At 39.3% G+C, this 24687-nt stretch carries 19 protein-coding genes and 1 riboswitch; of the genes, 9 read left to right on the top strand and 10 right to left on the bottom strand.

What is annotated here, in order from left to right; genetic code table 11:
* Nucleotides 1-2 precede the first annotated feature (2 nt).
* Entirely contained in the window at nucleotides 3-1277 is a 1275-nt protein-coding gene (locus tag CWC02_RS01055; RefSeq protein WP_138615941.1) for an MksB family condensin complex protein, read from the bottom strand.
* A gap of 148 nt (nucleotides 1278-1425) precedes the next feature.
* Between CWC02_RS01055 and nhaD the strand changes: the two genes are divergently transcribed.
* Together nhaD and lysC are read left to right on the top strand one after the other, a co-directional pair.
* On the top strand, nucleotides 1426-2676 hold the full coding sequence (gene nhaD, locus CWC02_RS01050) for a sodium:proton antiporter NhaD (protein ID WP_054551492.1): 1251 nt from the start codon (nucleotides 1426-1428) through the stop codon (nucleotides 2674-2676).
* Between the two features lie 88 nt (nucleotides 2677-2764).
* A riboswitch (Lysine riboswitch) is annotated at nucleotides 2765-2937 on the top strand.
* A gap of 81 nt (nucleotides 2938-3018) precedes the next feature.
* Nucleotides 3019-4398: a lysine-sensitive aspartokinase 3 gene (gene lysC, locus CWC02_RS01045; RefSeq protein WP_055020817.1), complete on the top strand. Its 1380-nt coding sequence runs from the start codon at nucleotides 3019-3021 to the stop codon at nucleotides 4396-4398.
* Here lysC and CWC02_RS01040 read toward each other — a convergent pair.
* Entirely contained in the window at nucleotides 4375-5112 is a 738-nt protein-coding gene (locus CWC02_RS01040; protein WP_138615939.1) for a 4'-phosphopantetheinyl transferase family protein, read from the bottom strand. The genes lysC and CWC02_RS01040 overlap by 24 nt on opposite strands.
* Before the next feature lie 148 nt (nucleotides 5113-5260).
* Between CWC02_RS01040 and CWC02_RS01035 the strand changes: the two genes are divergently transcribed.
* The gene (locus CWC02_RS01035; protein ID WP_138615937.1) at nucleotides 5261-6586 is read left to right on the top strand and encodes a sodium-dependent transporter; all 1326 of its coding nucleotides are present in this window, start codon (nucleotides 5261-5263) and stop codon (nucleotides 6584-6586) included.
* Between the two features lie 104 nt (nucleotides 6587-6690).
* On the opposite strand, the gene CWC02_RS01030 is transcribed toward CWC02_RS01035, so the two are convergent.
* Nucleotides 6691-7674, bottom strand: coding sequence for a 2-hydroxyacid dehydrogenase (locus tag CWC02_RS01030; RefSeq protein ID WP_138616026.1), 984 nt, complete (start codon nucleotides 7672-7674; stop codon nucleotides 6691-6693).
* Nucleotides 7640-8155, bottom strand: coding sequence for a glutathione peroxidase (locus CWC02_RS01025; RefSeq protein WP_063705772.1), 516 nt, complete (start codon nucleotides 8153-8155; stop codon nucleotides 7640-7642). Before CWC02_RS01025 ends, CWC02_RS01030 begins: the two co-directional genes overlap by 35 nt.
* A gap of 114 nt (nucleotides 8156-8269) precedes the next feature.
* Between CWC02_RS01025 and CWC02_RS01020 the strand changes: the two genes are divergently transcribed.
* The gene (locus CWC02_RS01020; RefSeq protein ID WP_138615935.1) at nucleotides 8270-9151 is read left to right on the top strand and encodes an NAD(P)-dependent oxidoreductase; all 882 of its coding nucleotides are present in this window, start codon (nucleotides 8270-8272) and stop codon (nucleotides 9149-9151) included.
* Between the two features lie 38 nt (nucleotides 9152-9189).
* On the opposite strand, the gene sbcB is transcribed toward CWC02_RS01020, so the two are convergent.
* Entirely contained in the window at nucleotides 9190-10635 is a 1446-nt protein-coding gene (sbcB, locus tag CWC02_RS01015) for an exodeoxyribonuclease I (RefSeq protein WP_138615933.1), read from the bottom strand.
* 264 nt (nucleotides 10636-10899) lie between these two features.
* Between sbcB and CWC02_RS01010 the strand changes: the two genes are divergently transcribed.
* From CWC02_RS01010 to CWC02_RS01000, 3 genes are all read left to right on the top strand, one after another.
* Nucleotides 10900-11082 carry a hypothetical protein gene (locus CWC02_RS01010; RefSeq protein WP_138615931.1) on the top strand — a complete coding sequence of 61 codons (183 nt, stop codon included), beginning with the start codon at nucleotides 10900-10902 and terminating at the stop codon, nucleotides 11080-11082.
* Between the two features lie 73 nt (nucleotides 11083-11155).
* Nucleotides 11156-11740, top strand: a complete 585-nt coding sequence (locus tag CWC02_RS01005; RefSeq protein ID WP_138615929.1) for a hypothetical protein — start codon at nucleotides 11156-11158, stop codon at nucleotides 11738-11740.
* Complete coding sequence (locus CWC02_RS01000) at nucleotides 11733-12113, top strand: hypothetical protein (protein WP_138600519.1); 381 nt, start codon at nucleotides 11733-11735, stop codon at nucleotides 12111-12113. Before CWC02_RS01005 ends, CWC02_RS01000 begins: the two co-directional genes overlap by 8 nt.
* A 12-nt stretch (nucleotides 12114-12125) precedes the next feature.
* On the opposite strand, the gene CWC02_RS00995 is transcribed toward CWC02_RS01000, so the two are convergent.
* Nucleotides 12126-12545, bottom strand: a complete 420-nt coding sequence (locus CWC02_RS00995; protein ID WP_138615927.1) for a hypothetical protein — start codon at nucleotides 12543-12545, stop codon at nucleotides 12126-12128.
* A gap of 83 nt (nucleotides 12546-12628) precedes the next feature.
* Nucleotides 12629-13570 carry a sodium-dependent bicarbonate transport family permease gene (locus CWC02_RS00990; protein WP_138615925.1) on the bottom strand — a complete coding sequence of 314 codons (942 nt, stop codon included), beginning with the start codon at nucleotides 13568-13570 and terminating at the stop codon, nucleotides 12629-12631.
* A gap of 110 nt (nucleotides 13571-13680) precedes the next feature.
* Between CWC02_RS00990 and CWC02_RS00985 the strand changes: the two genes are divergently transcribed.
* Nucleotides 13681-14631: a LysR family transcriptional regulator gene (locus CWC02_RS00985; protein WP_054551477.1), complete on the top strand. Its 951-nt coding sequence runs from the start codon at nucleotides 13681-13683 to the stop codon at nucleotides 14629-14631.
* Between the two features lie 18 nt (nucleotides 14632-14649).
* Here the strand turns inward: CWC02_RS00985 and CWC02_RS00980 are convergent, their stop codons facing one another.
* The 3 genes from CWC02_RS00980 to CWC02_RS00970 form a co-directional block, all read right to left on the bottom strand.
* Nucleotides 14650-15792, bottom strand: coding sequence for a GGDEF domain-containing protein (locus CWC02_RS00980; RefSeq protein WP_138615923.1), 1143 nt, complete (start codon nucleotides 15790-15792; stop codon nucleotides 14650-14652).
* Between the two features lie 81 nt (nucleotides 15793-15873).
* Nucleotides 15874-16767, bottom strand: a complete 894-nt coding sequence (locus CWC02_RS00975) for a TIGR01777 family oxidoreductase (RefSeq protein ID WP_138600525.1) — start codon at nucleotides 16765-16767, stop codon at nucleotides 15874-15876.
* A gap of 97 nt (nucleotides 16768-16864) precedes the next feature.
* On the bottom strand, nucleotides 16865-18154 hold the full coding sequence (locus CWC02_RS00970; protein ID WP_138615921.1) for a diguanylate cyclase domain-containing protein: 1290 nt from the start codon (nucleotides 18152-18154) through the stop codon (nucleotides 16865-16867).
* A 203-nt stretch (nucleotides 18155-18357) separates the two neighbouring features.
* On the opposite strand from CWC02_RS00970, the gene CWC02_RS00965 reads away from it, so the two are divergent.
* Complete coding sequence (locus tag CWC02_RS00965; RefSeq protein WP_212751469.1) at nucleotides 18358-24672, top strand: M4 family metallopeptidase; 6315 nt, start codon at nucleotides 18358-18360, stop codon at nucleotides 24670-24672.
* The last annotated feature ends 15 nt before the right edge of the window (nucleotides 24673-24687 follow it).

The raw sequence follows: 24687 nt of genomic DNA, 5'->3' as shown, positions 1-24687 counted from the left end.
GGTTATTGCTCTGTTGCTTTTTTATCGTCAGCAATCGATGAGTTAAATGGATAAAGAGAGAAGTGTTGCTGGGCAATTTTTATTTTTACTTTCTCTTGGCTTTGGCTGATTTCAAGGTCGCCATCGCTAATCAATTTTTGATACAAGAACAGCATTTCGTCAGCTTCTAAATCTGGGTAACTTTCATCTAAGAAACTAAGCAGCGGCTGAGCTTTTTTGCTGGCTTTTTTAAAGCGTTTTCTAAATTGTGTTTTAACGTCGTTGTAATCAGGAATATGTGGGCTTTGGTAGGCGGGCACATCATCATGTTCAGGTAGTTGATATTCATCGTGCTCAAAGTCAACTAAGCCTGCCATATAGGCCACAATATGACGTTGCTGACCAAGTGAAAAACGTTGCGCGTCTGAGACAAAGTTAGGCTGTACTGCACTTAACATGTTATCGACGCCATTTTTACGCACTAAACCAAGCACTTTAGCCGCTTGACGCGTAATTAGGTTGTTACGGCGTAACTCTTCACGCAGTGGCATCAACATATCGGCGCTTTTACGTAAACTTTCACGGCCAACTAAATGCATTTCTAGAATACGAGTACGTAATTGTTCAAGCATGCGTTTGTCTTGGTATGACTTACCAAGGCGGTCAATTTGCTCTATTTGCGCGCTAATTTGCGCTTCGATGGTATTAAAGCAAGCGTGGAAGTCACCTCGAATATCAACCATTTCAAGCATAGGCTCGATGTATTCATCGAACGCTTCAATTACAGCCTTATAGCGTTTTTGCAGTGATTGCACTGCGTTATCTGCTTTCGCTTGCTCAACAATATTTAAAATCGCGTTTTCGTTGTGGGCAAACAATTTCATTATTTTGCGTACCCGATCATCCATAATACGGCTGAAGCGGCGAAGCTCGTCGTAATCTTCAATTTCACCCGCTTTAGCAAGGCGATTACCAAGGCGAGCTAAATCATCAACAAGCACACTAATTTCTTGGGCAAGACCTAAGTGTTCTTCTTGTAGCAAGAAAGTCGCAAAATCGGCGATCGCACGGTTGATTTCTAATTGCGATGATTTTGCCAGTGGAATGATAATATCTTGATTCAATAAACGATTTGTTTCTTTATAAATGCGTTCATTTGACCATGAAGGTTGTTTTTGTTTTATCGCATTTTGTACGTCTTTTAAGCTGAAATCAGCCATCTTAAAACGTTTAAATAGCAGTTCTAACACCCCCCAATGTTCAGTAAGGGTATTTAATAACTTTTTAGCTGGGATCATAAAGCTCCAGTAAATTCAGACTTTGGTGTTGGCGATTAGTAGTAAATTATGTAATTGAGAATAGTTTTATGCTTTCTATGCTGCTAGAATCCGCGCCGAAACACTCGACTTACAATTTTTACATTATTATAAAGGTTGTTCAAACACCATGGTAACCCCACTTATCCTAACCCTGATAGCGGTGGCATTTTTGCTTATCGTTATAGAGGATATTATCCATGTAAACAAGGCCAAAACGACGCTTTTTTTTGGCACTTTATGCTGGATTATCTTATTTATCTCTCCAATTCATGGGCAAAGCCCAGAAACCATACAACATCAACTGGATCACAACATATTAGAAATCGCGACTTTGTGGCTATTCTTAATGGCTGCGATGACCTTTGTAGCGTATTTAAACTCTAAAGGCTTTATCCAGAATATTGTTCATAAAATTATGCCAAATCAAATCAGTGAACGAAAGCTGATGTTTCTGATTGGTGGTTTTGCGTTTTTATTTTCATCTATTTCAGACAACATAACGGCAACTTTAATCTCGCTTGCGGTGGTGATGTCACTTAAATTAGATCCTAAAAAATTAATAAAATATGCAACCTTAATTGTATTTAGTGTTAACTCGGGTGGGGTGTCGTTGATCACCGGTGATGTGACAACCTTGATGATTTTCTTAGACGAAAAAGTCACCATTGCTAATCTACTATTGTTAATTGCCCCTGCACTGACAAGTGTTGCACTGCTGGCGGCAATGTTGTCGGTGGGTATGTCGGGTAATGTTGTGTTTGAAAAACAAGCTGCCCGTCGTATCGAAAAAACAGATATTACCATTGCGGTTATCTTCTTCTCTACCATCATAGCCACGTTAACTTTAAGCGTACTTTACAGTGTACCACCGCTATTAACCTTTTTATTTGGTTTATCACTTATGTTTTTGGTTGCGCAATTTTTAATGCGCAAAAAAGACGTCAACAAAAAAATCATCGATTATATTCGTGAAATTGAATACGACACCTTATTGTTCTTCGTCGGTGTGTTATTACTCGTTGGTGCATTAAAAGAAGTGGGCATGCTTGCTAAATTTACTCACTTATATGAGTTGATGGCACCGGAATATGCCAACTACCTGATGGGGCTATTATCAGCGGCGGTAGATAACGTACCTCTAACTGCAGCACTTTTAAAAGCTGATATTGTGATGAGCCCTCAGCAATGGCTGTCGTTTACTTACGCAACTGGGGTCGGTGGCTCAATGCTTATAATCGGCTCTGCGGCAGGTATTATTGCCATGAGTAAGGTAAAAGCACTAACCTTTATGAGCTATCTTAAAATGTCGGTTTATTTATTAATTGCTTATACCGTTGGTTATTACGGTTCGCACTTAGCGGGCAGTTTAATTTCATAAAACAACTTGACAGCTAGACGTCTAAACGTTAACTTTCGAAGCCTGCTTTTAACAGCAGGCTTTGTTATTTTAACCAGGTGTTAACTTAACATTCAGAAGAGGTGCGATACTTAGGTAATTAATGTGAGGTGACGAACGCCGATGACCATTAATGAGGGAAGTACTCGCCGAGAAAATTAACCGGACGTCACGGTTATTTTTCGGTTTATGGGGCTGAATCCTCAAAACTGTCACCAAACTAGGTGGAGAGCTTCTGGCATGGACTACTCTTTATTTTCAAAGCACCCCCTTGCCGAGTTCTTCTTGAATTACTGTGGATAGTTTTCCACAAAAGGAGACGACATGAATACCCAATTAGCCGCCAACACAAAATCAGATTACGTTGTTGCAAAATTTGGTGGCACCAGTGTAGCTAACTTTGATGCTATGAGCCGCTGCGCTGAAATCATTTGTGCTGATAATCAAGTACGTATTGTTGCTGTGAGTGCCAGTGCAGGCGTGACCAATCATTTAGTTGCATTGTGTAAAGCTGATTTGAGTGCGGCTGAGCGTGACGAGCACATTACTGGTGTAGTCGCCATTCAAGAAGCAATCTTGGCAGAGCTGTCGCTTGATGCTGATTTAGCACATGGCTTTAATGAAACGCTTAAGGCTTTTCAAAAGCTAGCATCAGACGGGGCTAAGTCAGTAGCAGATCAAGATGAACTATTGAGCTTTGGCGAGCGTTTGTCATCGTATTTATTTACTCAAGTATTACGCGGTCAAGGTCTTGATGCGGTGCGTTTTGATGTACGTAAAGTGCTAAAAACAGATAGCCAATTTGCTAAAGCTACCCCAAATGTTGCAGCAACCGCTGCGGCTGCTAAAGAGCATTTAGTGCCGCTACTTGATGACCATGTTGTGGTAACCCAAGGTTTTATTGGTAGCAATGAACATAATCAAACGACCACTTTAGGCCGTGGTGGTTCAGATTACAGTGCTGCATTACTCGCTGAAGCAATTAACGCAAAAAGCGTGCATATTTGGACCGATGTTGTGGGTATTTTCAGTACTGATCCGCGTTTATGCGCTAAAGCAAGCCCAATTGCACGCTTAAGCTTTGATGAAGCGGCAGAAATGGCAACGTTTGGTGCGAAAGTACTGCACCCTGCAACCATTTTACCTGCAAGCCGTAGCCATATTAGTGTGTTTGTTGGTTCAAGCCGTGAACCACAGTTAGGTGGTACATGGATTGAAAAAGAAAAATCTCAGCAACCAGGTATTCGTGCCGTAACACAGCGTAAAAATCAAATTCTGTTAACGGTTAAAAGCCCAGAAATGCTCCTTGCGAGTGGTTTCTTAGCTCGTGTATTCACCATTTTAAGTGAGTTTAATATTTCGGTTGATTTGGTTACTACCTCAGAGATCAGTGTTGCAATCACTTTAGATAACGCACCAAATGCATCACGCCCTGAGCTTGATCAAGCTTGTTTAGATAAGCTTTCTGAGTTTTGTCATGTGTCGGTTGAGAATAACTTAACGCTGGTGGCTTTAATTGGTTCTGAAATTCAATTACGTCAGCAAGAAATGAACTTAATGCAGGTATTGAGTGATTTTAATATTCGTTTAATTTGCCACGGTGCAAGTAAACATAATCTGTGTTTCTTAGTTGAGCAAAGTGAGTCAGATGAAGTCGTGCAGGCTATTCACAGCCGACTATTAGAAAGCCAAGTCGCGGCGTAAGTCGTTAAAATTAATAAAAGAGCACTGCCAGTCAGTGCTTTTTTGTGCCACAACACTTATATCAAACCCTTCAATAGAGTTACTGCTCGCGCTGAAATTATGTTTGCTCAATTCTTCGAATACATTAGGAGCAAGTAGTTTCGCAATCGGCTGAGCACTTGCTTTTGCAAGCGCTTCTTTTAATGTCCAAATTCTAAAAAAGCACTGTGCCTGTTCATCGGGAGCGTCAAAACGGCTAATTAAGTCAACTTCATCTTGATGATAAAAATGCTTTGCGAGTTTGATAAAAGGGCGAGGTTTACTGCTTTGTTCAATATCAAAACCAAATAGCTGCTGTTCGGGGTTAAGGGCTGCGCCAATCAAGCCATTTGAATGTGATAAACAGGTCCACACAGGTTCTCTAACCGGGGTATGTAATTTTAGCTTGCTGTCTTTGTCATCAAACTGGCTCGATATTTCACTGAGCGCTAAATCATCATGAGGGTAAGCATGTTGATACAAATACTTTAACGTTAGGCGAGTCGCTAAGTACTCTTGCTTTGCACTAGGCACTTTGCGTTTTTCAAGCACACTTAACTCAAACTCACTAAGTAATTTATCAAGGGGTAAACTTGCAACATCAATACGTGCTGCATGCATTAGCATAATTTTTTTGGCCGTTGTTTGGCTTTGCTGCTCGATGATAAGAGTATTCGAAAAGTAGTGACTGCTCATGGTTTAACGTTTACACGAAGGCTCGTATTTAGTTTTGTTTATTTTTACAGCAGATGCACATTTATAGGCACGAACAAACGCAAATAGTTTACGCAGTTGACTGTAATTATGGTTTAATGAGGAAAAATAATAACAGATTTGTAGATGTATGGCACAAGTTCGTGACGGCTTTCAAAGCCGATTAGGTTTCGTTTTAGCAGCTTCTGGTGCGGCGGTAGGTTTAGGTAATATTTGGGGCTTTCCAACACAAGCGGCAAACCATGGCGGCGGTGCATTTTTACTAGTTTACTTCATTGTTATCTTCTTATTAGCGCTTCCAGCTCTTTATACTGAGCTGTATTTAGGCCACCAAGCGCAAGCGAATCCAGTAAAAGCATTATCTAATGCATGGCAAGACACAGCGCCTAAAGTGGGCGCTGCAGCAGGCTATATTGGCCTCTTTGGTGCGGTTGTGATGCTTAGCTTTTATTCGATAGTTGCAGGGTGGATGCTCGCTTATGCGCTTGAGCCAGTCGCAAGCTTCTTTGGTTTTACTGAGTTAAGTAACTTTTTACACAGTGACTCTATGGCACGTAATTTTGTGTTTACGCCACTGATGCTTATTCTTACAGCGAGTATTATTTTAAAAGGCGTTAAATCAGGTATCGAGACTTGGTCACGTCGCTTAATGCCATTATTGCTAGTGTTATTAGTGGCATTAATTGCTTATATCGCGACCCTAGATGGTGCGATGGATGGTTTTGCAGCCTATTTAGTGCCAGATTTTACTCAAATTCTTGATGCAAACTTAATTATTGCGGCAATGGGACAAGCGTTCTTTTCATTGTCTTTAGGTGTTGGTTGTATGATGGTTTACGGCTCTTATTTAAAACCAGATGCCAACCTACCTAAATTAACTGGCACTGTGGCATTGCTTGATACTGGTGTAGCCTTTTTAGCGGGTTTATTGATTATTCCGGCTATTTTTGTTGCTCAACATAACGGTGTAGAGGTATTTAGCGGTGGTAAATTGGTGGGTGAAGGGCAGTTAATTTTTGCGATTTTACCTGAACTGTTTAGCACAATGGGCCAAGTGGGTTTACTCGTTGGTTTATTATTTTTTGTATTAATGTCGATTGCCTCAGTGACGTCAACTATTTCATCGACCGAAATTCCAGTTGCATTTTTAGTTGAGAATCACAGTATTGAGCGCAAAAAAGCGACCTTATTTGTAACCCTAATCGTGTTTATTGCCTCATCACTGATTATCTTAAACTTTGACTGGTTATTTGGCTTAGTTATTATGGTGCTTACACAGTACCAATTACCTTTAATGGGGCTGTTCTATTTCATTACTGTTGGTTGGTTATGGCAGCGTGGTAATAAATTGCATCAAGTATCGAGCGGCCCTCATTATTGGTTTGCCCAGTACATTCGCTTTATCTGCCCGTTATTAATGACGGCGGTATTCGTGAACGTGGCGTTGTTGAAATAGAGGTTTGAGTTGCGAGTTACAAGTTTCTAGTTTCAAGGTGAAAGAAAAAAGTAAAAGGCGTGAGGTTTAAACTCACGCCTTTTTTAATTTAAGGTGCATTTGCCTTATATAACTTCGTTAGTTAATGGTAAGCCTTGGCTTATTTCATTGGCACTTTGTAATGTGGTACAGGCTATTTCGCTAAGTGCTTCTTGGGTGAAGAAGCCTTGGTGGCCTGTCACTAACACATTCGGAAAACTAATAAGGCGTGAAAAAATATCGTCTTGCATGATTTCTTCACGGTGATCTTTAAAGAATAACTCTGACTCTTGTTCGTACACATCTAGGCCTAGGTGTCCAAGCTTTTTAGACTTAAGCGCCTGAATACATGCTTGGCTATCAAGAAGTGCACCACGAGAGGTGTTAATCAGCATGACACCGTCTTTCATTTTCTCAAATGCGCTAGCATCAATTAAATGATGGGTGTGCTCGTTGAGCGGGCAGTGCAATGAGATGACATCACTTTGGGTGAGCAATGTGTCTAAATCGCACAGGGTATAAGGGCCTTCACCAGCCATTGGGTCGCAAACGAGTACCTTAGCTCCAAAGCCATTTAAAATATTAACCAGTGCTAAACCGATTTTGCCACAGCCAATGATCCCAATCGTTTTTTTAAACAGATTAAAACCAAGTAAACCGTTTAAATCAAAGTTACCTTCACGTACACGGTTAAAGGCTTTGTGGGTTTTTCGGTTGAGCGTTAGCATAAGGGCAATACAATGCTCTGCTACTGCTTCTGGGCTATATGCAGGGACGCGGCAAACCTTGATGTTATGCTCTTTGGCAGCATCAAGGTCTACATTATTGAAGCCTGCACAGCGTAATAAGATTGCTTTAATGCCAACAGCCGCCATATCTGCAATGACGTGTTTGTCGACCGTATCGTTAACAAACACGCACACTGCATCGAAACCTTGGCAGAGGGGGGTGGTATTTCTGTTTAAGGATTGCTCAAAATAACTGAGCGAAACAGACTCAGCGTATTCAGTTAGATTCCTTTCAAAAAACGGTTGCTCATACTTTTGCGCACTGAATAAGGCCAGTTTCATCATTTAAATTACTCTCTATCACCATTTTGAGGGTTTCGGGTTTGGTGCGCGGGGCATATCGCGCAACGAGTTGACCTTCTGAGTTTATAAGAAATTTGGTGAAATTCCATTTAATTGCGCGGTTTTGTGCAATTCCACGGGTATGGCACTTTAAATAATTAAATAAAGGGTGAGCGTCAGGCCCGTTGACTAACACCTTGTTAAAAATAGGAAAGCTGACATCAAAGTGTTGCTGATAAAAGGCTTTAAGTTCATTGCCTTCAAGTGGCTCATTATGGCCAAATTGATTACAGGCAAAACCGAGTACGGTAAATCCTTGCTGTTTATATTCTTGATAGAGTTTTTCAAGGCTTGCCATTTGCACTGAAAAATTACATTTGCTGGCAATATTGACAATAAGTGCTGTTTTTCCTTGTAGCGATTCAAGGCTGAAGTTTTCACCAGATGCAAGCTGGGCATTGAAACGATATATACTATCCATGTTTTACCTGTGTGTTTTTTAACGGTTTAAATGAACTTTTTTTCATTCGCTTTTTAGTTATTCGGTTGAGATAATGAAATTGTTACTAATTTATCACTCAAATAGGTCAGTTTTATGTCAATGAAAGTCGCCTTCATCGGATTAGGTGTAATGGGTTACCCAATGGCGGGTCACCTTGCCAACGCAGGTCACAACGTGACAGTTTACAACCGCACAACGGCTAAAGCGCAAAAGTGGGTTTCTGAGTATCAAGGTGAATACGCTGAAACACCAAGTGAAGCAGCAAAAGGGGCTGATATCGTTTTCATGTGCGTAGGTAATGATGATGATTTACGTTCAGTTGTTTACGGCGAACAGGGTGTGCTGGCAAGCATGCATGAGGGCAGCTATTTAGTTGACCACACTACAACGTCAGCTGAAGTGGCACGTGAAGTGGCTGCTCAAGCGAAACTACAAGGCATCGCATTTTTAGATGCGCCGGTTTCTGGCGGTCAAGCAGGGGCAGAAAATGGTGTATTAACCGTGATGGTTGGTGGCGACGAAGCTGATTTTAATGTTGTTCAACCTGTTATGGCTGCTTTTAGCCGTTTTAGCAAATTACTAGGTGAAGTAGGCTCTGGTCAACTTTGTAAAATGGTAAATCAAATTTGTATTGCGGGTGTGGTACAAGGCTTGGCTGAGGGGTTACACTTTGCAAAACAAGCTGGCCTTGATGGTGAAAAAGTAATTGAAACCATCTCTAAAGGCGCTGCAGGTTCATGGCAGATGGAAAACCGCTACAAAACAATGTGGGCTGGCGAATACGAATTTGGTTTTGCTGTTGATTGGATGCGTAAAGATTTAGGCATCGCTTTGGATGAGGCAAAGGCAAACGGTGCAACTTTGCCGATGACGGCAATGGTTGATCAATATTACGCCGATGTACAAGCGTTAGGTGGCGGTCGCTATGACACTTCTAGTTTATTAGCGCGCATCGAAGCGTTACATAAAAAGTAATATCCCCAAAAAACGCGACAATGATTGTCGCGTTTTTATTACATGCTTTGTGCGTAATTGTACAACGCTTTTAATATATGCAGATTTTTCTCGTTATCATCATTTTCATGAGCCAGATTTTCAAGAGTGATCATGAAATCTTGGCCACTGATCGACGGGCTATCTTCACCGTGCATTAGTTTGTTTTGACAATACTGGCGCCATTTTGCCAGTTCATCTTGGCTTAGTGTGTGTGGCCAATTTCGAGCGCGATATCTAAATAACAAGGTAGCAAACTTTTTATCATCAAAATCTAGCTGCATTGTGGCTAATTGCTCAGGGCTTGCATCTCGAATAATGGCAAATTTAGCTTTATCTGCATGGCTGGTAAAACCATCATAAAGTTGATAGTCAGGGTTGGTGGTTTCGCCGTAATCACGCTGCTCGTTAAACACTTCGGTCACTTTGTCGCGAAGTTCTGTGTTGGCTTTTAAAATAGCGAGATTTTGTAGGCACTTTTCGCGGTCAATACCTAAACGGGCTGCGTTCTCTGGTAACAAGGTTTTTGCTGGAGCAAGAATAGGGCACTTGTTTAAATGCACGAGTTTTAAGCCTACCGGTGCTTCGTCTTCGCCAAGGTCGCTGTGTTTTGTGTAAAGACGCGTGCGTAGCTCTTCAACAGGTAAATCTAATAGCACTTGCGGATCTTCAGTTAAATTAAAGCAAATAATGGCGTTTTTATTGACTGGGTGAAAGCTCATTGGTGCAATCCAGCTGGTGCAGCCTTGGCTTGCTGGAATTCGTGATGAGGTGTGCACCAATGGTGTCATGTTAAACACATCAACTAAATCAGCCAGTGCTTTTTTAGAACGTAAGCTAAAGAAAAACTGATACAACTTAGGTTGTTTTTCTTTTATTAGTTTTGCCAACGCTATGGTTGCCGTTACATCACTTAATGCATCGTGAGCGGCTGCATGTTCAATGTCATTGGCAACGGTTAAATGCTCTAGTTTAAAGCTCGGCGTACCGTCTTCTTTGAGCGGCCATTCAATACCTTCTGGACGCAGTGCATAACAGGCACGCACTAAATCAATAATATCCCAGCGGCTATTATTGTTTTTATATTCACGCTCGTAAGGGTCATAAAAATTACGGTATAAGCTGTAACGTGTGACTTCATCATCAAAACGGATACTGTTATAGCCCGCAACACAGGTGTTAGGTTGGCTAAATTCAGCATGGATCTTTGCCATAAACTCAGCTTCAACTAAGCCTTTTTGCATTGCAACTTGCGGGGTAATACCCGTTATTAAACACGCTTCAGGGTGGGGCAAGTAATCGGCTGCAGGCTTGCAATACTCAATTAACGGCTCACCAATAATATTTAAATCGAGATCGGTACGAATACCTGCAAATTGACTCGGGCGGTCCTTTTGCGGGCTTGCGCCAAATGTTTCGTAGTCGTGCCAATAAATTGTTGGTTGCTGTTGTTCTGGATATGCCATGCATTAAACCTTGCTAAGCGTTGGGCCGCTTTGACTTATTTTTGAATTGACAGAATTATGGCATAGAGGCTTGTTAGTTTATAGAGTTAAAGGTGCTGATGCTGTTTAGTGGTCGTTTTATATACCTGCGTGGTATAAAAAATAGCCTAACGGCTAGGTTTTATGCTTATATAGGGTCTAGTCGTTAGTTTTTACCTAAATTTTTATTGTAGTGGCTCGGTATTTGCTAACGAAAGCTATCTTTAACAATGAAGGAACAAAAAAATGACTTTATCAGCTTTATTACTATCTACTTTAGCATTCGACGCAGCACCAGCTTCAACTAACTCTGTTGAGCAACTTAAAAATTCTGGTGGTATCATTATTCTTAACCCTAAGAAAAAACAAGAAAATTTAAACAACTCAGGTGGAATAATCATTTTAAACCCTAAAAAGAAAGAAAATTAATACATAAAACCAGCCAAGTGCTGGTTTTTTTACGTCTAACATTCTAATATAAAAGAAAAAAGAGTTTCCGCCTGTGGAGTTTCTGCAAGAGCTTTATGACAAGTGGCTCGTTATTAAGCCTTATACTGATACATTTTCCTTCCAAGCTGTAATAGCAACTAGTTATTTGATCGCTTTAATTAATTCGTTGCGAAAAGCTTTAAAAGAAAAAGAGTTTTTTAGCAACTTCATTACTATTGCCAATGTTTGCACTAACTATTTGTTTACAGCTTTAATGATGGAATATGCTTTGGAGTATGTGAAGAGTCACAATTCAGCAGCAAGTGCACAAAATGTCTATTTGGGATTTGTAATTGCAAATTCAGTCATGCTTTTTATGATGTATAAACTTCATACAACGTTTAGTTATAAATTTAATAATTTATTTTTCAAAGTTTCAAAACTTTTCATTATTCTTACTCTTTCTCACTTTATTATTTGGGTAAAGTTTGTTGTACTGGATTTACAGCAAGAATTTGCTCAGATACATTATGTTTACAGCTTTATTGTGTTGTATATCAGCCTTGTACTATCATTTATAATGCTTTTTCCTGATGTATTACGGACCAAGTTTGGGTGTATAGTAACATTTAGTTTACCGAGGGATCGTAATGCTTGAACTAATTTACATAGCCATTGTCGTTTTAGCCATCTTGCTTGTTGCAAGTACATGGTTGATTGCGCGCAAAAATATCTTTGAAGATCAAATCAGATCTAAATCAGTTGAGGTAGTTTGGTGCACGTTACAAGCTGAGCATGAAACAGATATCAGCAAAGCAATTAAACTATTTAATAAAGCTGAACAGTTAAAGAGTGAAATTGCCACCTTAATGGGTAATTCACCGCAAGCTGCAGACTTTAAGTTAGCAGAGCCTGTTGGGCTTGATAGTAATGAAATAAAAGAGTTATCGCTTGGGGAGCTGCAGCGCTACTACGATAAACAAAATAATATATCCGATATCTACGATAAAATGTACAAAGGTAAGAATTAGTAAAAAGCCAGGTTATTTAACCTGGCTTTGTATTTTGAGCTCATTTTTTATTTGTTTTAGCTGAATATCTGCAAGCTGACTAAGGGCTTCATGAGTGTGGTTATCACCTTTAATTAGCCCTGCCATAGAAAGCTTTTTTATACTCTTAATAATACCGTTACTTACTGCTTGTAGTAACGCCCCATCAAGTGTCACTATGGTTTGTTCGCTACCATTAAGTAGTGAATCAAAGCTAACTTCAGAAGCTTTAGCCACGTTATCAATTAGTTCATAAGGCACTGCAGCAACTTCAATACTTTGCTCGCAAAAACCTGATGTTAACGATAAGTGCCTTTCTAATTCAGCATAGTTTTGCACCTTACAAAGCGTACATATGCGCTTAAAAATATCACTCACATGCTGTTGCTCGGTGCTGAGCGTTTGATTAAACATAGCATGTCCTTGCGCTGCTTTTTTGTTTATATTAAACGACTTTTCAGAAGATCTCATTAATAAAGTTAAGGTGTGACCGTTTTTTAGCCCATAAATAAGGCTATTTGATGATATAAGCCAATTCCTACTAATACATTGAAAGGAAAGGTAATGCCCAAAGAACATAACATGGCTAAACCAATGTCTGCATCGGGTATGGCTGCTTTAATCGCGGCAGGGGCTGCTATGTAAGAGGCACTTGCAACTAGGCTTGCTAGTATTACCACAGAGCCTAACTCTAGTTGTAATGCAGTACCAACGCAGACCCCGATTGCACCTAATAAATTTGGTGTTATAAGAGCAAATAATGCTAATCGCCATTGATGCCATGGAATAGGGCGCAGAGTTTGTGCAGCCATTAAACCCATTTCAAGAAGGAATAGTGCCAGCACAACTTTAAAGCTGTTCGTTAATAGACTCGTTACTTGGCTCCCTTGTTGTGTGCCGTACATCATGCCAATAATTACACCACCAACTAGCAGAATGACACTTTTGTTAGTGAGTGTTTCATGCCAAAGTGCTTTTAGAGAAAGGTTTTGTCCAGAACCATTACCAAGGCGGCGATACAGTAACAATCCAACAATAATCGCAGGTAACTCAAGCATTACTAAATAAAGTGTGACTTCAGCACCTACATTAAGTGAATTCGATTCAGCATAGGCTAAAGCAACTGCAAATGTACCTGCGCTTACTGAGCCGTAATGGGCAGCAATACTTGCGCTATTTGCGACAGAGAGGTTTAGTAGTTTGTTTAAAATAGGAAACAGCATCAATGGTATTAAGCCACCAAGTAGTAATACAGCGCCCATTTCTGGTAGAAGTTGCCAATGCAAATTGCCATGCAGCACCATACCTCCTTTTAAGCCAATGGTGAGCATTAACAATAGGCTAAGAGTTTCATAGGTCGCTTGCGGAATTTTTAGGTCAGAGCGAAATAATCCGGCTGTGAGTCCTAAAACAAAAAACATTACAACAATATCAGGCACTTTGTTCTCCTCTTGATTAAAAAGCGCCGCTATTCTAGATAAAAAATCACATAGTAAATAATAAAATAAATGATAATATCCTATAGGTTTTTATCTATGGGTTTGATTTTATGGATTTAAGGCATATTTCTTTTCGTTTACTCGAGGTATTCATGTGCGTTGTAAAAACACGCTCAATTAGTGAAACAGCAAGGCAATTACATTTAACGCAACCAACGGTATCGCAGCAAATTAAGCGCCTGCAAGAAACAGTCAATGAGCCATTAGTGATGGTTAATCAGCAGCGAATTCATGTTACTGAAGCGGGTTTTGCCTTATTTCAAACTTGTCAGCAGGTGTTTGGTCACTTTGATGACTATCAAGATTATCTTGCTGAGCTTAGAGGTGGTGAGAGAGGGCGCTGTAAAATAGCCATGGTTAACACCGCGCAATATATCTTGCCTAAGTTACTTGGTCCGTATAGTAATTTACACCCTCATGTTGAGTTGCCCCTTGAAATAGGTAATCGGGCTGAAGTGCTAGCCCGTTTTGAAAGAGGCGAAGACGATATTTATGTCTTTAGTCATCCACCTTCATTAGAACATGCAAAAGCAGGACGGTTTTTACAAAACCCATTAGTGTTTATTGCACCAACCAACCATGCGCTCGCGAGTCAGACTCAGGTCACATTACAAGACTTAGTATCAGAACGTTTTTTGCTTCGAGAGCCTGGTTCTGCCACACGAATGCTGTTTGAAAGTGAACTGCAAAGCAGAGGCTTTGTATTAAGCAACACAGTACAAATGGCAAGTAACGAAGCTATTCGGGTTGCGGTTGGTTCAGGAATGGGGCTAGGTGTTGTTTCTCGCCATGTATTGCCACCCCATGATACAAGTTTTTGTATGCTAGATGTAAAAGATGTCAATTTAGCTAGTCATTGGTATTTTGTGGTACGCACCGATCGCCATTTATCGCATGCGGCGCGTAGCTTTTTAAAATTTGCTCAGTTGAATTTAGAACAATGTTTAAATAAACAGTGGGTCACTAATGAGCTAAACCTACTCAATGAAAGCTTAAATTAAAGATTCTAACTACCGCATTTAAAATGCCATAGTTACAACTTGATTTCGGCCATTTGACTTGGCTTTGTACAAACCTTTATCGGCTTCTGCGAGCAATTCATTGACATTATTGGTGCCCGATTTATGTGTAATAATACCGACACTGATCGTAAGCTTTAGAGCTTGGTTTTGATAAAAGAAACGATCGTTGTGTATCGCTAAACGAATTCGTTCAGATAGGCTTTCGCCTTGAGTTTGAGTGGTGCTAGGTAGTATGACTGCAAATTCTTCACCACCGATTCTGGCCACCAAATCGTGTTCACGTAGTTGGCTTTTAATCTTTTTTGCAACCCATTTGAGTGCTTCATCTCCTGTTTCGTGTCCATATTGGTCATTTACTTTTTTAAAGAAATCGATATCAATCATCAAAGCGCAGAGTTCAGTCAGGTTATGATTAGCTTTTTCTAAGTAGCTGTTACTAATCGTTATAAATGATCTACGGTTTAATAATCCAGTGAGTGGATCTCGATTTGCTAGATCGTTTAGTACTTGCTCTGATTCTAAAAACATCATTAATGGCCAGATCATGGCGGTTAGAGTGGTAATTATAATATGGCTTATCAGAATGACCGCGAGAATGTGAGTTAAATCAGTATCAATAATGTCTTGATAATCTGAAACTAAAAGCGAAAACTGTAAAAGCATAATTAAAGCATGAATTACAAAGCATAGTTTTAGTAAAGCAAGATGCATGATGCGCTCAACCTGTAGTTTTCTGAGGGCAAAAGCAGCGTAGCTAAAGCATATGGCGATAATGGCCGTGGTGATTATTTGGTTTAACGGGGAGTCATGCACTGGCAGCAATATCAGCATGGATAGAATCACTACAAATGCACAGGCTTTATGATATTTTTTATCTGACTGACTGAAAGCATGGATCCCTAAAATTGCAGCTAAAGGCGCTGAAATAATGAGTAAATCAGCCAAGTAATGGGTAATTAAGGGGAAGTCGATAAAAGCACGCAGAGGTGCGGTGATCTGCGCAAATACGAAAAGTAAACACGAACTACCCCAATATAAATAGCTTGCTTGTTGTCTCAAGAAATATAAAGACAGTAGAAACGCCCCAATAATCACATTCAATAAAATTGAAATGCTGATTATGGTGGGTAAATGCATCATGATTTTCCCTGGATAATCACTCGACTAAAATCAAGTTAATTATTATGTATTAGTTGAATCTTATCAACCAGTACATTGTAACTATAATTTCAGACTTTCTAATGCGGGCTTCAATGTTGGGTAATGGAAGCGGAAATTGTGATTAAGTAATTTATTGGGAAGCACAAATTGACCATGAAGTAGAAGATCTGACATCTCTCCCATCATCAATTTGAGAACCCAACTAGGCATACGCAACATGGCAGGACGCGAAATTACATTCGCAAGTGTTTGACTAAATTCATTATTATCAACGGGGTTTGGCGCGGTGGCATTAATTGGTCCTTGAATCTCTTGATGTGAAAGCACAAAAAGAATGAGTTGGATCATGTCGTCAATATGGATCCACGACATCCCTTGACGACCATGACCTAAAGGGCCACCAAAACCAAACTTGAAAGCTGGCAACATTTTACCTAAAGCTCCCCCTTGTTTTGCTAAAACGATGCCTGTACGCAGCAAGCAAACGCGAGTTTGATCACCGTGCGCTTTCGTTGCGGCATGCTCCCAATCACGACAAAGGACATGGCTAAATTCAGGGTAAATATCATTAAAGCTTTCATCGATTGGCTGGTTTTCTTGACGGCCATAAAAACCAATGGCACTGCCAGAAATGAATGTGTGAGGAGGGGACTCACTGCGGCTAATCGCTTTTGAGATTTGTTGGGTAAGATTAATCCGGCTATTAAGTAAAGTGCGCTTTTGCGATTCACTCCAACGTTTATTGACGATTGGCTCTCCTGCAAGATTAATGACAGCATCAATCTCTTCAAAATTGACTTCATCTAACGACTTAACTGTGTGTACCTGATGAGTTAGTATCACAGCAGCTTGTATCGGATTGCGTGTTAGCACAGTAACCTTGTGGTGATTAAGTAAGAAAGGGCACAAATGTCTACCAATGAGGCCTGTTCCACCTGTTAATAAAATATGCATAGTGCTACCTTAATTAAAATCTGTGTGTATTTTTTATACATAGTGATGGGGCTTTTTGCAAATTTATACGTATAAAGCAGTAATTTAGATTAGTCTTCTAGCCGCGATTGTTGTGTATGTGATAACTATTCTTTGACTCATGCTTAGCGTGATACATTGCTTGGTCAGCGAGTTTAAGTAGATGTTGATGATTTAGGCTGTGATCAGGAGCGAGGGCTACTCCAATACTTAATGAAATATTTAATGTCAGCTGTTCGAGTACAAAAGGATTGTCAAAACGTGCTAATAAATGAGTGATCATCGCATTAACGTATCTGTATTTGGCAATATTATGTGTAATTATGACAAACTCATCTCCTCCATAACGATATACATCATCATCAGCTCTAACAGATGACGTAATTCGTTTTGCGGTTTCAATGAGAATTTGGTCACCAATTAAATGACCATACTCATCATTCAGTTTTTTGAATTTATTGATATCTATAAATATAACGGCCAGCTTACTGTCTTTAGAGCAAGTAGAAATGGCTTGCTTTAATGCAGGCTTTAGTTCTGTTCTATTCAAAACACCTGTAAGGTGATCATGACTAGCTTGAAAATTTAACTTGCTCGTTCGTTTATAAACAATGTCACTCATGCGTGCAAAACGTTTTAACACAAAGCCAATTTCATCGTTGTAATTAATCGTCAACATTTTAGGTCTTTCGCCTTTTTCTAGTTGTTCAGTGTTTTGAATTAACAACTTAAGAGGTTTAAAAAGCCTTGAATTAATGTAAAAAGCACAAAAAACTAACAAGGTCACTATTAGTGGTATTTGCAAAGTAACAAACCGAGTTATAAATAGTCTGTTTCTTTGGTAGTCAGCATTTTGCTGTTCTAGCTTGGCACGTTCAATATTTTGAAACAGTAAAATATGCTTGCGGATTTGGTCCATATACTGTTTCCCCTCATTCGTCAAAACAATCGCTTTTGCTTCTTCGATTGCATATGGCGTGTTTTGCATTACAAGTGTGACAGTTAACGCTAACTCCGCTAACTTTTTGTCGACTAGCTCATCTATTACTGCAAGTGTATTTTGTTGTTCGGGGTTACTTAGCGTTAGTCTATTGATGGCTAAAAAATGTTGTTTAACTTGTTCAAGTGCCGCGTAGTAGGGTTCTAAATAGTTCAGATCTTGCGTTAATAAATAACCACGTTGCCCGGTTTCTGCGTTCGTTATTTGATTGTAGAGCTTTTCTGATTCATCGAGCACATCATGAGTATGGATCACTGCCTCAAGCTTAGCCTGACCTTGTTTATCTAATACATAGATAATGAAGGTATTGGCTACCACCACTAAAAAAATGGTAGACAGCAAAAAGATGATTTTAATTCTCAGTGACATTGATATAGCGACAGCCTAAAATTACTAACCTGTAATGATAAAGTATTGACTGAGGTTGAGTATTTTACCAGTTTAAGTTTTGATATATGGATTCGAAATTTTAGCTAATTCATTAATGTGAGCTTAACAAGTTGGTGCAAATTGTGTTTATTTTTGGTATTTTGGTCCCGATAATAAGTAAAAAATGTATTTAAGGAACTATTATGCATAAGGGATTAATTGCAGGTGCTGCAGTTTTTAGTATGTTCAGTGCATACTCTCTTCAAGCTGCAACAGTCGAAAGGGTAAGTCCATCTAACAAGCCTCAACTTCAAAACCTGTTGTTAATGAATCAGACTCTTCAAAAAAACCAAATAAAAGGCTCTTATTTTGAAGAAATTACTTCTACTCACCAACACTCTAATAGTGTGTTAAGAAAAAGCTCATCAAATAAAATTCTGCAGCAGTATTACTCTGGTATTCCTATTTGGGGTCAGCAAATTCGTGTTCAAGAGAAGTCACAGCACATGAGTGGCTTTTTTGCGACCGGCATCAATGATGCGCAATTACAATTAAGAGCGAACAATCAATTTGATTTAGATACTGCTGTTAACGCAGTACTTGAAGCTGCTAAATTGTCATTAGACTTGCCATATAAGCTTATAAAATCAGAACGTTATATTTATGTTAAGGATGATAAAGCTCATTACGCATATTTAATTGAACTTGAAATTTTAAATGCCGAACATGAGTCAAAGCCTTCAGCTATCATCAATGAAAATACTTATGAAGTGTATAAAGCGTGGAATAATATTAAGCACACACAGGCGATGGGTCCTGGGGGGAATGAGAAAGTTGGCCGTTATGAATATGGTGAAGATTATCCTGCCTTTGCAGTTTCTAAAGTAGGAGAAACATGCTTTTTAGAGAATGATAAAGTGAAAACTGTTTCGATGGAGTCAGGCAGTGAGCCATCATCTGCGTTTTCATTCCCGTGTGATCGAAATACTCACAAAGAGGTCAATGGTGCCTATTCGCCTTTAAACGATGCGCATGCATTTGGTACCTCAGTGTTTGATATGTATGAGCAATGGTACAACATGGCGCCCCTGACCTTTAAATTATTACTGCGTGTTCACCAAGGAGATGGATGGGAAAACGCCACCTGGAATGGCTCTGCGATGAGTTTTGGTGATGGTGCTGATAGCTTTTACCCACTAGTATCTTTGGATATTGTATCTCACGAGGTAAGTCATGGTGTAACAGAACAAAATTCTAATTTATTTTATTTTGACCAATCAGGCGGGATAAATGAATCTTTTTCAGACATGGCTGGTGAAACTGCTGAATACTTTGTCAGAGGCACTACAGATTGGTTGTCGGGTGCCGACATCACAAAAAATAGAACTGCATTGCGTTATTTTGAAACACCGTCAAATGATGGTATTTCAATAGACCATGCATCAGAGTTTTATTCTGGTATTGATGTCCATTACAGTAGTGGTGTATTTAACAGAGCATTTTATTTACTTGCAAATAAGCCTGAGTGGGATCCGCGAAAAGCTTTTCAAATTATGCTTTACGCAAACCAAAATTATTGGGTTAATTCAACTGACTTTATCGATGGAGCATGTGGTGCAATAAACAGCGCCATAGATTTAGGTTATGCAGCAAATGATGTTGTTGATGCATTCAATACGGTAGGCGTTGTATGTAATAACATCCAATTCATTGATAATGATAACGATGAAATGGATGACAACTGGGAGCTGTTATATTCACTCGACTCATCAGACCCTACAGATGCAGCAGGTGATCTTGATGAAGATGGATTGAGCAACCTAGAAGAATACAGATTAAATTCGTTGCCAAATAATTCTGATACAGATGACGATGGCCTAACAGACTATCAAGAACATCATGAATATCAAACGAGCTTAACTAATCCAGATTCTGATAACGACAAAATGACAGATGGTTGGGAAGTCAATTTTTCGTTAGATCCACTAGACAGTGCAGATGCACAAAGTGACTTAGATCAAGATAGCTTCACTAACCTAATTGAATTTTTATTAGGTTCAGACCCAACTGATGCTGATTCTACGCCTTCAATTCCTGCAACAATCTCTTTTAACTTTAACGATAATCTTGTTCCTGAAAGTTTTAATTTTACAGATCCTTCTACGCCATGGGTAACGTCACAAATAGATGAAAGCTATAGCTTCTCTTTGGCTAATAATGATATTGACGATAGTCAAGCGACTAGTTTTGAATACAGCTTTGTAACAGACCAGACTAAGTATTTAAGTTTCATTTATAAACTTTCTACAGAAGCAGGTTTTGACCATTTGTATGTATACCTAAACGAGCAATTAATTGTTATTGATTCTGGTATTACCGATTGGCGCTCTTTCGAGCAGGTCATTCCTGTAGGCTTAAATACACTTAAATTCGCATATATTAAAGATGGTTCTGTATCATCAGGTTTAGATACTGTCTTCATTGATAACATTTATATCAGTAATGAGTTTGCCGATAATGATGGTGACTCAATACCTGACTCTTGGGAAGTTGTGCACGGCTTAGATCCTTCAAATCCAGATGATGCATTACTAGATAATGATAATGACGGTTTGAGTAATCTAAATGAGTTTTTACATCAGGGAGACCCCAATAACCTTGATACAGATGGAGACCAAATTCCAGACGGCTGGGAATATGAACATGGTCTAAATTTAACAGACTCTACTGATGCAATGCTTGATAGTGATAATGATGGATTTAGCAACTTTACCGAGTTTCAGTTACAAACTGATCCGCAGGATGCAGAGTCATTTCCAGAGCAATTGAATCTAACTAGTTCATTTGAAGATTCTAGACTACCTCAATGGTTTAACCATTCATCAGAGAACAATGCAGATTGGTACATTGATAATAGTTTTGCTACCGATGGTTCGCAAAGCATTCGCTCCGGTAAAATCTCAGATGGTCAAATGAGCTCATTCAGTGCTACAGGCGTCTTCGCTGAAGCATACCTTGTATTTGACTATAAAATAGAGTCTGAAGAATGTTGCGACTCTTTTATAATGAAAATAAATGGTTCAAACAGTGATATTGAGTGGATCGCTGGGACTAAAGAAGGGTCGGTAATAGTTAAAATCCCCGAAGGTGTTAACGTTATTGAGTTTTCATATTCAAAAGATGGATCAATATCTACTGGAGAGGATGCTGTTTGGCTAGATAATTTTAAGTTTATTGCTAAAACGAGCGATGCTGATACAGATAGTGATGGGTTGCCAGATTTTTGGGAAGTTGAAAATGGGCTTAATTTAACTGATGCTAATGATGCATCTTCTGACTACGATAATGACGCATTAACAGCTCTGCAAGAGTATGGTATTGGAACAGATCCTAGGCATTCGGATAGTGATGGAGATGAACTTCCTGACGGTTACGAAGTAAATGTACTTATGACCTCACCGATTAATGCAAATGTTACTGGTGCTGATTTGGATGAAGATGGTTATACAGACGTACAAGAGTATTATGCACAAAGCTCGCCTTCAGAATACGCTTCAACGCCTTCAGCAATTAATAACCTTTTCGAAAGCTTTGAAAGTGCAGGATTACCTAACCGCTTTACGGTGTTAGCAGCAAATAATGTTGACTGGATTTCAAGTGATACTTGGTCTTCTAACGGAGTGAATAGCCTTTCTTTCAATCCTAAGTTTGATGGCGAAAATTATACAGAAGTAAATGCAGGTTTTGCTATTGCTGGCTTGTTTGAGCAGGGTTTTATCACAATTGACTATAGAGTTAACAAATATGACCGCTTTAATGTTCAACTAAACAACGAAAACATTCACGTTCAATACAATGAGTCTCGTTTACTAATACCTGTCACTGATGGCTTCAACGTCATTAAATTTAATCTAGTTGATGCTGATTTTTACCGCTATGACCCATTCTTTATTGATAGAGTTATGTGGGTTTCAGAGGTTGACACTCGTTTAGATAGCGACAATGACGGCATTCCAGATTTCTGGGAGTATCAATTTGGCTTAAATGTCCTTGACTCATTCGATGCAAGTCAAGATTTAGACAGAGATGGTTTGGCTAACATAACTGAATTTGAAATAGGGTCAAACCCAACAGCTGAAGATACTGATTCAGATGGTGTGGTTGATAGTGAGGATAGTCATCCAGATGATCCAAATTTAGGAGAAAATTTACCACCTGTTTTCTCTGATTTGACAGCTGTGACAATTGAAGGTGTCTATGAAAACACATCTATTCCTAGAAGTCTTTATCCTGAGGTTACTGATAACAATAGAGCAGCAGTTGAGGTATACCCTTTATCTAGAACGCTAGTTTATGGCGAGAATCAAGTGACTTGGGTCGCTGAAGATATTGCAGGGAATAGCGCAAGAGCTGTGCAAACATTCTATATTACTGATATGACTGCTCCAACCATCCGAAACGATGTCGTCGTTATAAACGGCGAATTTACTGAAGAACAATTGTTTGAAACCTTGCTAGAGCAGTTTATTGTTTTTGATAGGGTGTCAGGCATCAAAGAAATAACTGTCGAATCAGGGCTAGATATAGAATTTGAGTCAGGGCGTTACTCTGTAGATATTATCGCAAGCGATAATGCTGGTAATGCAGCCTCAGGCACAATAAACCTACATATAAATCCTCGTATTGATATTCAGCCTTTTACCTATGTTTATCGAAATGTTCTGCCTGTCGTTGCGCTTAATGTAAGAGGTAAGCCGTTAAATGGTTACTTGGGCTTGAATTTAACTGCTGGCAATTATAGCCACTATTTTAGTGACTACAGTATCGAAGGGATCAAGAATGTAGTATTAGGAAATACGCTTGACTCGTCAGTTGATTCAATTGAGCTTGAAGTATACGACGGCGGTTATACAGGGGAGTTTAGTAAATCTGAAATAATTCATTTAGATGAAGATGCTCCACGTACTATCAGTGCCACTTATAAACAAAATGGTAAGAAAATGGCAAGTTTGGTCAAAGGGAATAGCGCCGAACTTTATATACAAGTATATGGCTTTTCAAATTATGAAAGTTTAGAGCTAAAAGTAACATTATTATCTGGTGAACAAGTCATCAATGAAGTTGACGTGTATATGAATGAAACATCAATTTGGAGTGGCTATTATGGTATTGAAGATGCTTGGCAAGGAAACATTACCTTACAGTATGACATTCTACAAAATGGTGAGTCGGTTCTGACGAAAACTGAGACTGTGCCATTGATTAATCATGTTACCTTTGATGATGAAAGTGCGGACACCGATGGTGATAATATCCCTGATATTGTAGAGTGGATAGGCGACAGTGATGGTGATGGGATTGTTGATTTCTTAGATAATTCAGCAAACACCTCGAAAGGGGTACTCGCATCTGACTCTTATGTATATACGAACAATGTTTTCCATATCATCAGAGCAGGTGACGTTATTCGCACTCACAGTGAGCACTTCATAGAAAATATGAATGTCGCTGAAGAGATGTTGCTTGATGCCTTCACCGAGATGAGGGTTGAAGATCCTCATTTCCAATTGAAGAGTGACATGATAAACATCAATGTTGAGCTCGCTCAGCGCACAGAATCAGTAGACCTTGCTTTACCAATGCTTGAAAACGCTTTATTGAGCGATGAGCTACAAGCACGCGTACTAACGTTGAGTGGTTGGAAATCGGTAGAGATAATTGCAAGCAGCGAGTTTAGTGCTGAGTGCAGTAATTGTTCAGTGATTAGGATTGAAGATGGTAGTGAATTTGACTTAGACGGCGAGAAAAATGGTTTTGTTGAAGTTGTCGCAAAACTTGCCCAAGAAAGTCTTAATAACGCACCGACATTGTCTCTTATTATTCCTGAAACGATAGAAGAGCTGCATACTTTCGTTTTAGATGCTTCAGGCACGTCAGATAGCGACGCAGATGAGCTAACGTATCACTGGTCTATTTCAATACCAGAAGTTACTATCGAAAACCAAAATGAAAGTATAGCAATCTTAAAAGTGTCAGAGCTAATAGAGTCAAAGCAAGGGACAATTTCTTTAACCATTAACGATGGTTATGAGGAATTTGTTCATGAACAATCTGTTCTATTCGTGCATGTAAACCAATTGCCAACTATTGAACTTGCTAGTAGTTATACAGTTAATGAGAATGCAGACGGTGTAATTACCGTTTCTGCGACAGATAAGGAATCACAGTCGTTAACTTACAATTGGACGCAAACGCAAGGTCTTCAAGCTGATATTCTTCAATCGAATTCGGCAACGTTAAAATTTAAATCTCCAGCTGTTTCAGAGGATTCATTGCTCAAATTCAAAGTAGCAGTTTCGGATGGGGAAGGAACTACAGAACAATCGATAGATGTTACTGTTAAAAATGTACCTACTACTAGCAATAGTGATAAAGCTGAATCTAGTAGCGGTGGCGTTTTTGTATTTCTCATTGCTTTGTTACCTTTTGTTTATAGAAGGCGACTATACAGAGATTAAAATAGCGAAAAAAGC

This window comes from Pseudoalteromonas sp. S2721, from assembly GCF_005887425.1.
Taxonomy (GTDB): Bacteria; Pseudomonadota; Gammaproteobacteria; order Enterobacterales; family Alteromonadaceae; genus Pseudoalteromonas; species Pseudoalteromonas simplex.
Note: the sequence above shows the minus strand (reverse complement) of the source record. Positions and strands in the feature narration are given on the sequence as shown.

Bases quoted from the DNA above. Each gene is read 5' to 3' on its own strand.
- CWC02_RS01055 (WP_138615941.1), bottom strand. From the start codon at position 1,277: ATGATCCCAGCTAAAAAGTTATTAAATACCCTTACTGAACATTGGGGG.
- nhaD (WP_054551492.1), top strand. From the start codon at position 1,426: ATGGTAACCCCACTTATCCTAACCCTGATAGCGGTGGCATTTTTGCTT.
- lysC (WP_055020817.1), top strand. From the start codon at position 3,019: ATGAATACCCAATTAGCCGCCAACACAAAATCAGATTACGTTGTTGCA.
- CWC02_RS01040 (WP_138615939.1), bottom strand. From the start codon at position 5,112: ATGAGCAGTCACTACTTTTCGAATACTCTTATCATCGAGCAGCAAAGC.
- CWC02_RS01035 (WP_138615937.1), top strand. From the start codon at position 5,261: ATGGCACAAGTTCGTGACGGCTTTCAAAGCCGATTAGGTTTCGTTTTA.
- CWC02_RS01030 (WP_138616026.1), bottom strand. From the start codon at position 7,674: ATGAAACTGGCCTTATTCAGTGCGCAAAAGTATGAGCAACCGTTTTTT.
- CWC02_RS01025 (WP_063705772.1), bottom strand. From the start codon at position 8,155: ATGGATAGTATATATCGTTTCAATGCCCAGCTTGCATCTGGTGAAAAC.
- CWC02_RS01020 (WP_138615935.1), top strand. From the start codon at position 8,270: ATGTCAATGAAAGTCGCCTTCATCGGATTAGGTGTAATGGGTTACCCA.
- sbcB (WP_138615933.1), bottom strand. From the start codon at position 10,635: ATGGCATATCCAGAACAACAGCAACCAACAATTTATTGGCACGACTAC.
- CWC02_RS01010 (WP_138615931.1), top strand. From the start codon at position 10,900: ATGACTTTATCAGCTTTATTACTATCTACTTTAGCATTCGACGCAGCA.
- CWC02_RS01000 (WP_138600519.1), top strand. From the start codon at position 11,733: ATGCTTGAACTAATTTACATAGCCATTGTCGTTTTAGCCATCTTGCTT.
- CWC02_RS00995 (WP_138615927.1), bottom strand. From the start codon at position 12,545: ATGTTTAATCAAACGCTCAGCACCGAGCAACAGCATGTGAGTGATATT.
- CWC02_RS00985 (WP_054551477.1), top strand. From the start codon at position 13,681: ATGGATTTAAGGCATATTTCTTTTCGTTTACTCGAGGTATTCATGTGC.
- CWC02_RS00980 (WP_138615923.1), bottom strand. From the start codon at position 15,792: ATGATGCATTTACCCACCATAATCAGCATTTCAATTTTATTGAATGTG.
- CWC02_RS00975 (WP_138600525.1), bottom strand. From the start codon at position 16,767: ATGCATATTTTATTAACAGGTGGAACAGGCCTCATTGGTAGACATTTG.
- CWC02_RS00970 (WP_138615921.1), bottom strand. From the start codon at position 18,154: ATGTCACTGAGAATTAAAATCATCTTTTTGCTGTCTACCATTTTTTTA.
- CWC02_RS00965 (WP_212751469.1), top strand. From the start codon at position 18,358: ATGCATAAGGGATTAATTGCAGGTGCTGCAGTTTTTAGTATGTTCAGT.